The organism is Paenibacillus massiliensis subsp. panacisoli DSM 21345 (assembly GCF_000426545.1).
In the GTDB taxonomy this organism is placed as follows: Bacteria; Bacillota; Bacilli; order Paenibacillales; family Paenibacillaceae; genus Paenibacillus; species Paenibacillus panacisoli.
Map to the genome: position 1 here is coordinate 298,098 of NZ_KE384535.1, position 14,603 is coordinate 312,700.

The window sequence follows — 14,603 nt, forward strand, 5'->3', positions numbered from 1 at the left end:
ATTCAAGTCTGTGGCGCCTCCTTTTTCTTGAGAATATAAGACAGGATTAACAGCAGTAGCGGCAAAATAATAAGAAAATAATAGGCAGACTGGTTGGCGATGGTGCTAATGGCCTCCAGATCTTCCTGCCGCTGCGGCAGGGAAGCGATGATACACGAAGCCAGGACAACGAAGGGGACCACGTTCTTATGGCTTTTGAGCTTACACAAGTAGGCAATTCCATATGAAGCCGCATAATAATTACCGCAGATGGCACCAAAGATAGAAATGATCCAAATGGGCAGAAATATAAAGTCTGCCCGGTCCATCGTACCTAGTGGAATAGATCGAAGCAGATAGATTACCGGCTCTGGCATCATGCTAAGCTGCTGAGGGCTGAAGGCCGTGGAGCATATGAATACCGTGAATCCGTACAGGAGCGACACGACAGCACTGGCTGCAGTAATCGTTCCGAGCTTGCTTTTGCTGGTGCCTTGAACAAGCGGGAGCACGACCAGAAAGAATTCAAAGCCATACATAGCCATCAATGATTCGGTCGAGGCACTAATGATATGGGGCCATCCAGCCTCGGTCAGGGGCAGCAAGTAAAGTAGATTGGTCTGCATGATCCCATAGCTGATCAACAGCATCATGGGAGCGATCAGAAAGGAGATCAAGACAAGTACGCGTGCGATGGTCCTCAGATTTTGGCGGATCAGGTACATGCTGCTGAACATAAACAGAACCAATATGGCCCAGCGTGGTGTGTTCTGCAGCATCCAGCGATTGATGACGTCATACGCGTTGACGAGTACAGAGGTACCCATAAGTACATAGTAAGCAGCATAAGCGATAACCAGGATGGAACCGATCCAGCATCCGGTAATGCGCATCATAATCTGATAAATAGAAGAGGTGGGGAAGCGTCTTAGCAGCATCCAGCACATCAGTATAATGAGCTGGATGAGCATTCCGCCTATAAGGACCGAAATCCAGCTTCCACCCTTGGCAATCAGATGAATCCGGTACGGGAGGGATAAAATATCGACCCCAATCTCGAATTTCATAATCATGAAAAATAATTGTCCTCGTGTGATCGTGCTCTCATTACTCACGTCGTTTCCAACTCCTAGAGAAATACTGTTGCCGGAGCCTTTGAGGCCTAGGGTCATGTGGCCGTTCACGGAGTGCCCACAGCGGGAAGCGAATGAGTACATCCTTCAGGTCACCAGGGCGAAAAGGGGCAAGTGGAGCGAAATAGGGACTACCAAAGCTCTCCAGCTTGCATAAATGGATCGTGAGAATAATTAGGCCGAAGGCAATCCCGATATATCCGAACAGTGCTGCACCGATCATCAACGGAAACCGAAGAATTCGGACAGCCGCACTCATCTCATTCGAGGGCACCAGAAATGAGGAGATTGCGGTGAGGGATACGACGATGATCATGGTGTAGGAGACAAGCCCAGCCCGCACAATGGCATCCCCAATGACGAGACCGCCTACAATTCCGATGGTCTGTCCCACCCGGCTCGGTAGGCGAATCCCGGCTTCGCGGAGCACCTCGAAGATCAGCTCCAGCAGCATGGCTTCGACAAGAGCGGGGAACGGAATATTTTGCAAGGATTTCTTGACAGTATGTGCCAGCTCCACGGGTAAAATGGCCCAATGGAACGATATCGTCGCAATGTACACGGCAGGGAGCGTGAAGGCAATAATGAAGCTCATCATCCGAATGAGTCTCAGAAATGAGCTGATTATCCAGCGTCCATGGTAATCATCCGGGCTCTGGTAGAAGGAGAAAAAGGTGACCGGAGCGATAAGAGCTACTGGACTACCATCCGTCAGGATCGCTACGCGGCCCTCCATTAGATTAGCTACGACCCGGTCTGGCCGCTCCGTGCTTAGCTGCTGCGGGAACAGTGAGAAGGGGGAGTCCTCCGTGAATTCCTCGATAAAGCCAGGCGCCAATACCATGTCAGAGGAGATTGCACGTATCCGCTGTTCTACTCGCGTTATCAGGTCCGGGTTGGCAATGTCCTGAATATATAAGGTAGCTACCTTGGTGCGCGCTTTCCGACCAACATAGTCATATTTCACGACAAGTGAAGGGCTCTCAAGCTGTCTGCGAACCAGATTCAGATTGACGGTGAGCTGTTCGATAAAGCCATAGTGCGGTCCACGAACAACCGCCTCGTTCTCTGGCTCATTGGTGCTACGGCTGTATAGCTTTTCAGTGGAGAACGTATAGAACTCACGAATTCCATCAATGACCAGAATACACTGTCCTTCGAGCATAGCATCTACAGCTGCATGCAAATCCGTCTGTTTTTGACTACCAAGTGAAGTGAATATTTGATGGGCGTCTGTGTCGCTTTTCTCATATAAGGGAGCTAGCACATTCGTCTGAATCAAGTCCTGATCCACGAGTGAATCAATGTATAGGAGTACGCCTTCTTGTCCATGCACCTCAACGGATTGCTGTTCCAGATCGTCGGTATGGAATAACGCTTGCTTAATATAGGCAATGTTCTTTTGCAGATCAGTACATGCAGGATGGGATAAGGGCACGAACACACCTCTTGTTGTATGACATACACGTAATGTGTGCCAATGCAGGGGAAATTATCCTAATTTGAAGCAATATTAAACCCTATACTTGAATTACTCGGAGCAATCGTATCCACAAATCAAGACAATGTGGAAAACAGGCTCTGTATAATGTTATCAGTTGGGTAAGTATACACGGAGAAAGCGGATGCTCTACATGAGCACCCGCTTTCCTTTTGCACAATATGCGAATCTATTCTATTCTCCTTGCAGATCACTCTTTTATAACTGAAGCATGTATTGCATCCTCCATAGGCGTATCATACGCCCGGAATAATCCCAGCCGCCAGAAGGCTGCACCCTTCAGATCATAACGCTTGGCGAGACCAAGCTTATCATCTATCGAAGAGGGAGTCTCGCTGCTCAGGCTAATGCCTAATAGAAGCTTCGATTTCGGAACCCCGGCATCCAGCGCCAGTTGAATGGCTTTATCGACAAGACTGTTAGGCTCCGGGACCTGTGCCTTGGTTCCGGCAGGATTATATTGATAAGCCATTATGATGATATCATCTGCAATAGTAGCTAGAGTCTTATAATCATAGCCTTTATACGCGCTATTAAGCGGAGGTACGGCGAGTGATAGAGAAATGTCTGCGGGCAGCGCGGCACGTAACTGCTGCACATAATCGTTAAGGAGCTTCTGCTGCTGCACAGCGTCCAGCTTGAAGCCCAAGCCTTCAAAATCAAGCACAACCCCGCCAAATCCATTCTCGGCCACGGCAGCTGCTATGCCCTTAATGGATTGCTGACGAGCACTGCTGTCACTTAGCATTTTCGTCAATTCACCGTTTCCGTCGAGGGCGTAGACCATGAGATAGGGCTGTATGCTTCTGGAAGTAGCATCGGCTACAAGGGATTGAGGTGTCACATCACCAGCGGCGGCAGGCAGCCGATATTCTTCCCCTTGCAAAGTAAACTGCCCATTACGATCAATACGACTCCAGCCAAAAGCGACTGAATTCATAGAAGCTACCAGATCTCTCTCTTGAAAAGATTGTAACGCATAGAAGGCTCTCAGATGCATCGCGCGCTGTGGCGATACGAGAGAGACCGTTCGGGTCTGTTGGTTCCAGCTTACGTTCACACCGAATTGACTGCTGAAGGAGCTAAGCGGGATGAGTAGTCGTCCGTCCCGTTGGAGTGGTGCTGCCGTTAGCTTTATTGTATTCCCATTTACAGTAGCTGTGCTACTGCCGATCTGCAGCAGGACCTCTGTCGTCTGTCCGTTAACCAATCCGACCGCCTTCACGGTCTGTGCCTTGCTGTCCCAGGCGATCTGGATGCCGAGAGCTTCGCCTATAGAGCGAAACGGTACATAGGTAACTCCCTGCTCGATCCGTGGAGCTGCATCAAATTGTAATGGTACATTGTCCAGCATGACGGTAATCCCTGAATCGGCATGTACATCACTGAACGATGATGTAGTGCCAAGCAAGGACAAGGCAAGAATTGAGGCAGCTGCTATTTTACCAGCTCGTCTATACAACATCCATTGTTCTCTCCCAACTCATCATATAATCTATCATCTACCATCTATCACATCATAGTATATCAAAATTCTCATAATTCTCATATTGTTCCAATAGTATCACTTTATAAAGGGTGGAGTGCAGTAGCCACATTTGAAGCCATTGACATGAGCAGGTAAGCATTATAGAGTATGAGGGCTAGAACTTGAAATAAATTTGCAATATATTGGTTGGAGGTATGACGATGAATCAGCGTTTTCGCATTACTCGCTCCATGCAGGAGGGGCATCCAGAGCCAGCCATTTCCTTGGAGGAATGCAAGGCTTACTTTGCAGAGCAGCCAGACTTTGAATACTCACAGGTGCTTACCGTCGTCGGTGCAGAGAGCACCATGACGATTGAAGGGGATTTTTTCATGTGGAAGCATGTAGACGCGGACATTCCTTTCCGTCACTATGAGGGGGACGTGTATGTGGCCATTGCTCATGAGGCTGTGGTGGCTAAAATGATGGAGATCGCAAGTGCTCTGCATGCCGATATAGTCGAAGGCTAGCATAGTATTGCTGTATGAATGAGGAGTCAGGTTGGCATCGTGCAATGCGATGTCGGCCTTTTTTTGCTATCTGGAGCTAAACTTGCCTTATAAAGCGTAACTCGTATACATTTCAAAAATTATTTGTATCAAAGTTAACTAAAGTTAGGTTCGCCTAAGAACGAGATACATTACAATTGGAGGGAAAGTACAAATGAACTACTATAACGAAGCGTAAATGAAGCTTAAAGAAAGGTGACAAGATGTCCAACACGTATACGAATCTCCGCATCCCCGAAGCAAGCCTGCAATTTGAAGGTGTGAATGGTACGTATTTTCATGGGAGCGCCTTCTTCTTCTATCACAAAAGATCGACCTCCAATAATCGCGATCAGATCCTTTATACCCGGGTCCGACTGAAGCAGCTCAAGGATAAGGAAGTCATGGAGTGTCTGGCTGCTAACCAGATGGTCTATGACAAGCTCGGTTATAATGTCAATGGCCATCAGGAGATAGCCAATCTGGCGAGCGTCGTTCATCAAGGAATATTACATGTCTTCTGGACTGAGAACGGACAGCTGTCCTATGTGACTACTTCTGATGGTGAGACGTGGTCGAAGCCAGAACGAATTCCATATTCCTTCAATTGTCGTACGCAGTTCAGTGCGCTTTCCCTGAAGGGTCGATTGTATCTGCTTGGCGCCCAGCATGTGGAATCGGAGCATAGGCTTGGCATCGTCTATCAGGATCAATCGGGAGCTTGGCACCAAGAGGTGAACACCCACTGGAAAAATGTAAAGCAGGTATGTGCATGTGCTTATGCTCACCCTGATGGTAATCTCCATCTGATGATGGGGGTAGTCACGATTTATTCGAATATCTGGACTGCCAGCTTCCGCTGCGAGCTAGACACCCATGGGTCCACAGGTAGCGGATTGCGGGAGACCGAAAGCAGACACCATGAGGAGTATGATGGGCGGGCAGACTTTCTTGCGCTGGAGTCAGGCACGATCGAGGGTGGAATCCAAGATCCTTCGGTGCAGCTGTTCATCAATGGATGGCACCGTCCGCACAGCTGGGCTGGATATAAGAACAACCAAATGAAGACATTTAACATTCGTACTGGGGAATGGAGCCGCGCATATACTAGGACGCACGGACATACGAAATATCCAACCTGGGTCTACATGGGAGCACTTCAGTATTTCGTTCCTATTGGCACGAAGGGGGAGATGCGTCAGGAGATCTGGCTGTATATGAACTATAATGACGAGAACTTTGTGAACCAGGGCGGCAGTAATCTCGTCATGTGTCGGTACAAATCAGATGTGATGAGACAGGTAGGGCAGGCTGAAGAAAAGGCTGGGGATGAATTTCGTGCACTTATCGGAGTTGTCGAGGGAGCGCCTCCCTACGTCACCAACGGACATTCCGGTAAGGAGAGTGGCTCCACCTTTTTTTATGGTCGATCGACAACAGAGCAGATTGCCATCTCCACACGATTTCGCATGGGCTCGTATGTGCAGGCTGGAGGGAGTCTTCCGGTCGGCGCAGAATTGTCTCTGAAATTTGCTGCTGAGCACGCAGAGCATAGCTCCGAGATCTCGGAGCTTACGAGACACATCGACAAGACAATTGTTCCAATTCCCGGAGAGAGCTCCGTTACTTACGTGTACCTGACACCGCATATCGTAAGAACGACCTATGAGCTATACGATTGGAAGATGGAGCGATCTCTTGGAGTCCTAAGCCATGTCTTCCATGCATCAGCAGCGGATGTTGATTTTGATGTGCTTCCCATATTAAAGAGCTACGATGAGAGGCTAGATTCACACGACTACAGGACATTTCTGCATCGTTTCACGGACATCCCACATTATGCAGATGTCAAGCGAAGTCTGGCACTGGATGTAAGCTGGGTGCCTGGTGAGACTTCAGCCTTTTTCGAGAAGAAGACTTCAACTGTGCACATTACTAGCAGTACGGTGTCTGGTGAATTTACAAGCGGTTATTCCGGTATCTTGAGTATGGGCGGTAATACCAGCTTTGAATATGAGCTCTCCCATAGCTCCGAGGTTGCCGAGAAGGTTGGCGTTAAGCTTGATTATCCGTACCCTCGTGCAGACCATCCTGAGGATGTTCGCAAATTGATACTTCGTATGCTGATGCTGGTACCGGACCCAGACCAGATCGAGTCCTGCTATTGGATTCCGAAAGATAAGCAGGAGCAACGTCCCTGGTGTGTAGCCTGGTCTGTGCTGGGGGTAAAGCTTCAAGGACCAGATGTTCAATAGCTGGACGTCTGAATTCGTTATATATCCTAATACAATTCTCATGGCACCTACTGTTACTGTAAAGTACAGAAGGTGTCTTTTTTCTTAATAAAATTTTGAGATTCGGTTCACTCCACTCGTTACAAAACAGCAAGTCAGTTGATATAATCAACTAGTGAATTTGACCGTCACCATAGATTGTACGAAATTTGTGAAAAGGATTGGATGCCTTGCAAAAATTTATAGACTCGCTAACCGGGAAGAAAATGCTATCTATACTTCTACTATTCGTAGTTGTAATACTAGGTATCAGACTGTTATGGCTTAACTACAATATACAGCCGCCTTCGCCACTGGCCAAGGAGGGAATCCTCGATCTGCGTGGTATGCCCTTTGACGACAAGCGCATCGTGACCATTAACGGCGAATGGGAATTTTACCCGGAACAGCTGCTGGAGCCAGCCTCGCTTACAAGTAAAGACGTTGCTGTAGATCGTCAGTGGATACAGGTTCCTGGCAGCTGGAAGGAGCAGACAGCTACGGGAACGAATTTTGGGATCGGTACATACAGGCTGCGGGTATTGGTGGATGAACCGAATGATATTTACGGACTTCGTTTACCAAGTATTCAGACGGCATCCAGATTGTACATCAATCATGAGCTGGTCATGGAGAATGGTCATCCCTCGATTACGGTAGAACAGAATGATCCTAATAACAACCCGTATTCAGCGTACTTTAGACCTGATGCGCAGCAGCTGGATGTGGTGATTCAGGTGTCCAATTTTGATTATGCATACGCAGGAGGCATCACGCAGTCGATCAAGCTCGGTACGGCGGCAGCGATTGGCCACGAGGTCCTGCTCAGGCAATCCTTGCAGCTAACGGTGGCTGTCGTTATTTTAATGCATGCCTTCTTCAGTATCATTTTATATTTCCTGGGCTACCGCAATACATCCGTGTTGTTTTTTACCGCACTGCTTATATTTACTTTTTTCGCGATCCTGTCAGATGATGATCGTGTCCTGATGGAATGGTTCCCCATGAATATGTTCTGGACCACCAAAATCAGACTAATCAGCTATTTGGGCATTGGGCTGTGTCTGACCTGGTTCGGGCATGCCATGTTCGGTCAGGGAACGTTCAAGCGATTCATGCGTTTGTTTAATATCTTTGGTGTGCTCTGTCTGCTGGTAGCGCTTATTGTTCCGTTGGAGTGGATTGTTCCGGTACGGAAAATGCTGCTAGTGCTGTTCATAATCAACGTGATCTTTATCCCCAGATTTGTGCTAGGTGCAATTTATAGAGGAGAGAAGGATGCTTTTCTCATTCTACTATCGGTAGCTGCTGTAACAGTAAATCAGGTTAGCAGCGGAATGATTAAGGCTTACTTCTGGTCAGATATGCCTTACTATCCTATCGATCTGATTATTGCGTTCCTTGGATTTGCAGCCTTCTGGTTCAACCGATTCTATCAGAATACGCTACGAGTGCAGAAGCTGGCCGCTGATCTGCAGAAGGCAGACAAGCTGAAGGATGACTTCCTGGCGAATACTTCCCATGAGCTGCGTAATCCCTTGCATGGCATCATTAATATGGCACAGTCGGTGCTGGATGAGGCTAAGGGGGAGCTCGGGTCTCGTAGTCAAGACAGACTGGAGCTTATGATCAAGGTGAGTAGGCGCATGGCATTGCTTCTGAACGATCTACTGGATGTCACACTGCTGAAGGAGCACAATCTTCGCCTGAATAAAAGAATGTTGAACCTTCACGCATTGGCTCATGGTGTGACTGATATGCTGCGTTATTTGTCAGAAGGGAAAAAGCTTGAGCTTGTCGTTGACATTCCTGCAAGCTGTCCACCTGTCCTGGCTGATGAGAACCGACTGCTACAAATTCTATTCAATCTGGTGCATAACGCAATCAAGTATACCGAGGAAGGTACAATCACCATTTCAGCAGAATCCCATAAAGGTATGGTGGTCATCTGTGTCACGGATACGGGCATTGGAATGGATCAAGAGACGCAAGCCAGGATATTAAAGCCATATGAGAGAGGTGACTCCAGCATTTCCGCTATCGGCAGCGGCATTGGGCTTGGGTTAAGCATCACCAAGCAATTGGTCGAATTGCATGGTGGTGAGCTGCTCATTCATTCGATTCCAGGTACAGGGTCTGAATTTTCGTTCAGCCTTGCAGCGGCAGCTTCAGTTCAGGAAAGCTATGCGGATCGCAATGCAGGTCAGGAGGAGCGAATAGAGTCAGCAGCTGTATTCACAGCAATATCAGATACTCCCTTGCTCCGCGAGCATGCGAATAGTGCATGGCTGGATGAGGTTAGGATTCAGCAGGCGGGTTCAATAGAGAATTCAGAACTGCTGTCAGAGGGCCAGCGTCCGAGAATACTAATTGTTGATGATGACCCCGTTAATCTTGACATCCTTCGCGATATGCTAGCTTCGGAGCATTATGATATCACTAGCATGTTAAGTGGTAAGGAGGCGTTGCTGAAGCTTCATCAAGGTGAGTGGGACCTTGTAGTCTCAGATGTCATGATGCCGCATATGTCTGGTTATGAGCTAACCGAGAGAATTCGTATGCAGTTCTCGATATCTGAGCTTCCCATTATTTTGTTAACCGCACGCAACCAGCCTGAGGATGTGCAGACTGCTTTTCTGTCAGGTGCGAATGATTATGTCACCAAGCCTGTAGGGGCCATGGAGCTTAGACTTCGCATTCGGGCGTGGGTGTCTCTGAAGCAGTCATTTGGGGAGCGCCTCCGTATGGAGGCCGCATGGCTTCAGGCACAGATTCAACCTCATTTTCTGCATAACGCGCTGAATACCATAGCATCCCTAAGTGAGGTTGACACAGATCGGATGGTTACGATGCTTCATGAATTTGGTAATTATCTACATCGTAGCTTCGATCCCATAAATATGTACCAACTGCTTCCGCTGGGGCATGAGCTGGATTTGCTGCGGTCCTACCTATATATAGAGCAAGAGCGCTTTGGCGATAGAATTCAGATTCAATGGGACATTGCCGAGGATGCAGAGGATAAGGTGAGGATTCCGCCCTTATCCTTGCAGACCTTAGTTGAAAATGCTTTGAGGCATGGGATTCTAGTGAGAGGAAGCGGGGGAACAGTTACCGTTGCTGTTGCTATCTATGGACAGCAGGCGGAAATTATGGTCATGGATGATGGAGTCGGTATAGATGAGAAGCAGCTTGAGATCTTATTGCAACCTGGCTCAGCTTCAACTGGCGGAGTAGGCTTGAAGAACACGGACAAGCGGCTAAGACAGTTATATGGGAAAGGTTTGCAGATTTCCAGCAGTCCTGGTGCAGGAACGGTGGTGTCTTTCATGGTTCCAGTTGCAGAAGTGAAGTGAGATCATAGTACAACGTTGGCTATAATGATGCCGCGAACTGTAATCCGTTACCTGTTCATACGGAGGAGTTAAGTAAAAGTAGATCAATACAGAAGATCGGAACAGAAGACCAATACAGATGGTTAGTATCAAGAAGACCCAGCACTATGGAGTGCTGGGTCTATTAATGTTACGTATTCATCAGGATCCAACAGTGCAACTATTTAGCTGAAGCTAATGAGTTGATGCTAAAAATGAATCTATTACGTAAATGAAAGGTTACAGCTTCTCACCATTGGACTCAATGACTTGCTTGTACCAGTGGAAGCTTTGCTTGCGGGTTCTGCTAAGATCCCCATTGCCATCATTGTCCTTATTAACGTGGATGAAGCCATAACGCTTCTTCATCTCACCTGTGGAGGCACTCACAAGGTCAATACATCCCCACATGGTGTATGCAATCAGGTCAACGCCATCAGCGACAGCTTCCTGCATTTGAATGATGTGATCCCGCAAATACTGAATGCGGTAGTCATCCTGAATGGTGCCATCTTCTTCAACGACATCCACAGCGCCGAGTCCGTTCTCTACAACCATGAGTGGAATCTGGTAACGATCATAGAGATGGTTCAGCGTATATCTCAGGCCTTGCGGGTCAATCTGCCACCCCCAGTCGGATGCTTCCAGGTAAGGGTTCTTGACACCCCCGAGCAGGTTGCCGCCGACTTTCTCCACGGATGGATCAGCGCTTTCTACGAGGGACATGTAGTAGCTGAAAGAATAAAAATCAACGCACCCATCACGAAGTGTCTGCTCATCGCCAGGCTCCATTTCAATCTGAATGCCTTGCTCTGCGAAGAAGCGCTTGGCGAAGCCTGGGTATGCTCCCCGAACCTGGACATCGCCACAGATCATGTTGGAGATCTGATCTTTTTTCTGTGCCAGCAGGATATCATCCGGGTTGCAAGTGTTCGGATACGTGGTCATAAAGGCAATCATGCAGCCGATCTTGAAATTCGGATTGATCTGGTGACCAAGCTGAACAGCCTTGGCGCTGGCCACGAATTGATGGTGCAATGCCTGGAAACGGATCTGTGGATTGTCGATTCCATCCGTCAGCGTAGTTTTGCCATCGAAGAGAATGCCTGCAGCCATGTAAGCTCCCATTGGCATCGTTAGACAGTTGATTTCATTGAAAGTCAGCCAATAAGTGACTTGGTCCTTATAGCGATTAAAGATCGTATTACAGTAACGGATATAGTGGTCGATGACCTCTCTCGAAGCCCAGCCGTTGTACTTCTCTGTCAGACCAAACGGGGTCTCATAGTGAGATATGGTAACCAGCGGCTCGATGTTATGCTTCTTCAATTCAGTAAATACATCGTCGTAGAATTGCAAGCCTTCCTCATTAGGCTCCAGATCATAACCGTTCGGATAGATCCGTGACCAGTTGATGGACATGCGGAACATTTTGAAGCCCATCTCAGCCATTAATGCAATATCTTCCTTGTAATGCCCGTAGAAATCAACCGCCTCATGGCTTGGATAATACGTTCCCTCTTCCAGTACAGGCGTAATGCGTCGAGGAGTCGTATGCGTGCCTCCAGTCATCATGTCCGAGGTGCTAGGTCCTTTACCGCCCTTATTCCATCCACCTTCGAATTGATTGGCTGCCGTAGCGCCGCCCCAAAAGAAACCTTCCTTCATCTTCATCCTGTGAATCCTCCTTCATGAGTGGTCAAGCCTTCACCATCAGTGTAGCATGTATACCCTGACAACTACTGTCATGGTATACTCAGGTTATGGAACAGAACCGATTATTCAGAATGCTGTTATTGTTACTGGAAAAAAAGAAAACGACAGCGCCTGAGCTGGCGCGGCTGTTTGAGATATCTGTACGCACGGTATACCGTGATATTGATCGTCTAAGTGCTGCCGGCATCCCGATCTATACCACGATGGGGAAGCATGGTGGCATCCATTTGATGGATAACTATGTCATGGACAAGTCTCTACTGAGTGAGGATGAACAGAATGAGATTTTGCTGGGGCTATACAGTGTCAGTGCGATACCTCATCTGAACAGTGCTCATATGCTTAAGCGTCTCACAACCCTATTCGACCATAAGCTGGATTGGATTGAGTTCGAATATTCGCCATGGGACAGTGCTCCTGCCGAGGAGATGGAGCTATTCAATCAGGTGAAGCAAGGAATATTCACGAGACAGATGATTGCATTTGACTATGTAGACTCTAATGGAGAGGCGAGCAAGGAGACGGCACAGCCAGTCAAGCTCATTTTCAAGAACAATTCATGGTATTTCAAAGGAATAAAGTATATAGCACAACAGGAGACGGGCTTAGAGACGTACAAGATCAAACGGATCACACAGCTACGGTTTGTGTCAGAGGTAGCAGATTCAAGCTCAGCCGCTTCAGTAGAGGAACGATTGCATGAGGAGCATGAGACGGTTCAGCTTGAGATGTTGTTCTCACGGGCGATTGCCTACAGGGTACCTGATTATTTTGACCCGCTTAGCATTCGGCGAGAGACGGATGGGCGGCTTAGAGTGTCTGTGCATATTGAAGAAGGCGAGAGGTTATATTCCTTCTTAATGTCCTTTGGCGCGGAATTGACGGTATTGAAGCCCGATAAAGTTCGTGAACAGCTGTTGATTAGACATCAAAAGGCCGTAGAGCATTTGCGGAACCAGGATTATTAAGAAAGAATAGAATACGAAGCGAACGATAAAGAATAGTTAAAGCAAAAATAAAACAGCCAGACGTCAGTATTGACGTCTGGCTGTTCCTGATGCAGCTACACATTTCCGAATCAGGACAACATGTATTAATAGCTAAGGCTGCTCGTTGCAGATGCGAAGACTACCAGTGTAAGAACCATGATGATACCGTAGATCACAAGACCGATGGCAGCCCAGATCAAAGCAGCTTTGCAATAGTTGGCTTTGCTGGGATTTGCTCCGCCTCCGAATGCCCAAACGAACATCATGATCAAGTTGACCACAGGAATCGCCAGAATCAGGATGGTGATCATCCAATCTTTCACAGACATTGGTGGATGACTGGAGAATTCTGCATTTGGTTTGGATAAATTGGACTGTACGTGTGTTGACATGTTGTAATTAACCCCATTTCTTTTTTTGTATGTATGGAAACTCATGTTCTATATTATATGATTCTATATCACTTTTCAAGAAAATTATGGGACTGAAAATAATAATATTTTCTTTTTTATCCATTGGATGAAGGATGTAGTATTCTCTGGTTGAAATATAGTAATATATTTATGAATATATCAACTATATTGTTAATTAAATTCGATTCTGGATTATAGATTACTATATTTATATCCGAAGGAGAGAGTGTTTATGAAGAGCAGTCCTTTATTCAGAGATCCTATCATGGATGGAGCAGCAGATCCTACCGTAATCTGGAACCATGTTACAGAGGAATGGTGGATGATTTACACAAATCGCAGAGCAACGGTGGAGGGGCCAGGCGTAGCCTGGGTACACGGAACTGATCTTGGAGTCGCTGTATCCAGAGACGAGGGGCGAAGCTGGTTGTACCGAGGGACACTTCAAGGACTTGAATTTGAATGGGGACGAAATACATTCTGGGCACCGGAAATCATTTATCATGAAGGTAGTTATCATATGTATGTGAGCTACATTCAAGGTGTGCCTGCGGAGTGGGCCGGACATGAGCGGCATATTATTCATTACACGAGCCCTGATCTTCAGCAGTGGACGCTAATGGGGCGGCTGTCGCTTAGCTCGGATCGGGTCATTGACGCGTGTGTGTATCCTTTGCCAGATGGTACATTCCGGATGTGGTACAAGGATGAAGCTAATCATTCCCACACGTATGCTGCGGATAGTACGAATCTGGTCGATTGGGAAGTGGTGGGCCCGGTGCTGACGCATTGCGCACATGAAGGGCCGAATGTATTTTTTATGTCTGATTCCTACTGGATGATCGTGGACGAATGGAGAGGGCAGGGAGTATTCCGATCGACGGATGCCGAGCAGTGGGAGCGAACAGGTCTCATTCTGGAGCAGTCAGGTACACGCCAAGACGATTCTGGGGTAGGGCTACATGCAGATGTGGTCGTTCAGGGAGAAGAGGCGTACATCTTTTACTTCACCCATCCGGGGCGAAGCTCATCCCATGAAGAGCTTACTACCTATGGGCAGCGCAGAACGTCCATCCAGGTCGCCAAGCTCAAGGTAGAGGGGGGCACACTTCGGTGTGATCGCAATGCGGAATGTGAGCTAAGGCTATCACGACCGCTTCTGTAGTCTGGGCCGCGCAGACAGGCTTATCCATAGTGGAACAGGCTGGG

10 protein-coding genes are annotated in these 14,603 nt (G+C 47.7%); 5 read left to right on the forward strand and 5 right to left on the reverse strand.

Annotated elements, in window-relative coordinates:
- Nucleotides 1–2: 2 nt before the first annotated feature.
- From K331_RS0126765 to K331_RS0126775, 3 genes are all read right to left on the reverse strand, one after another.
- A complete protein-coding gene (locus K331_RS0126765; protein ID WP_028592683.1) occupies nt 3–1,094 on the reverse strand; it encodes a GerAB/ArcD/ProY family transporter in 1,092 nt (363 codons plus the stop codon).
- Nucleotides 1,087–2,550 carry a spore germination protein gene (locus tag K331_RS0126770; protein WP_028592684.1) on the reverse strand — a complete coding sequence of 488 codons (1,464 nt, stop codon included), beginning with the start codon at nt 2,548–2,550 and terminating at the stop codon, nt 1,087–1,089. Before K331_RS0126770 ends, K331_RS0126765 begins: the two co-directional genes overlap by 8 nt.
- 253 nt (nt 2,551–2,803) lie before the next feature.
- Entirely contained in the window at nt 2,804–4,078 is a 1,275-nt protein-coding gene (locus tag K331_RS0126775; protein WP_028592685.1) for a stalk domain-containing protein, read from the reverse strand.
- A 224-nt stretch (nt 4,079–4,302) separates the two neighbouring features.
- On the opposite strand from K331_RS0126775, the gene K331_RS0126780 reads away from it, so the two are divergent.
- From K331_RS0126780 to K331_RS0126790, 3 genes are all read left to right on the forward strand, one after another.
- The gene (locus tag K331_RS0126780; RefSeq protein WP_028592686.1) at nt 4,303–4,611 is read left to right on the forward strand and encodes a hypothetical protein; all 309 of its coding nucleotides are present in this window, start codon (nt 4,303–4,305) and stop codon (nt 4,609–4,611) included.
- 242 nt (nt 4,612–4,853) lie between these two features.
- Nucleotides 4,854–6,884: a hypothetical protein gene (locus K331_RS0126785; protein WP_028592687.1), complete on the forward strand. Its 2,031-nt coding sequence runs from the start codon at nt 4,854–4,856 to the stop codon at nt 6,882–6,884.
- A gap of 209 nt (nt 6,885–7,093) precedes the next feature.
- Entirely contained in the window at nt 7,094–10,258 is a 3,165-nt protein-coding gene (locus K331_RS0126790) for a hybrid sensor histidine kinase/response regulator (RefSeq protein WP_226383707.1), read from the forward strand.
- A gap of 258 nt (nt 10,259–10,516) precedes the next feature.
- Here K331_RS0126790 and K331_RS0126795 read toward each other — a convergent pair whose 3' ends face one another.
- A complete protein-coding gene (locus tag K331_RS0126795; RefSeq protein WP_028592689.1) occupies nt 10,517–11,950 on the reverse strand; it encodes a glycoside hydrolase family 1 protein in 1,434 nt (477 codons plus the stop codon).
- Nucleotides 11,951–12,039: 89 nt separating this feature from the next.
- Between K331_RS0126795 and K331_RS0126800 the strand changes: the two genes are divergently transcribed.
- Nucleotides 12,040–12,960: a helix-turn-helix transcriptional regulator gene (locus K331_RS0126800; protein ID WP_133566813.1), complete on the forward strand. Its 921-nt coding sequence runs from the start codon at nt 12,040–12,042 to the stop codon at nt 12,958–12,960.
- 125 nt (nt 12,961–13,085) lie between these two features.
- Here the strand turns inward: K331_RS0126800 and K331_RS0126805 are convergent, their stop codons facing one another.
- Complete coding sequence (locus K331_RS0126805; RefSeq protein WP_084165590.1) at nt 13,086–13,373, reverse strand: hypothetical protein; 288 nt, start codon at nt 13,371–13,373, stop codon at nt 13,086–13,088.
- Between the two features lie 253 nt (nt 13,374–13,626).
- On the opposite strand from K331_RS0126805, the gene K331_RS0126810 reads away from it, so the two are divergent.
- Nucleotides 13,627–14,559 (forward strand): family 43 glycosylhydrolase, encoded by a 933-nt coding sequence (locus K331_RS0126810; protein ID WP_028592692.1) that lies wholly within the window; start codon nt 13,627–13,629, stop codon nt 14,557–14,559.
- Nucleotides 14,560–14,603 lie beyond the last annotated feature (44 nt).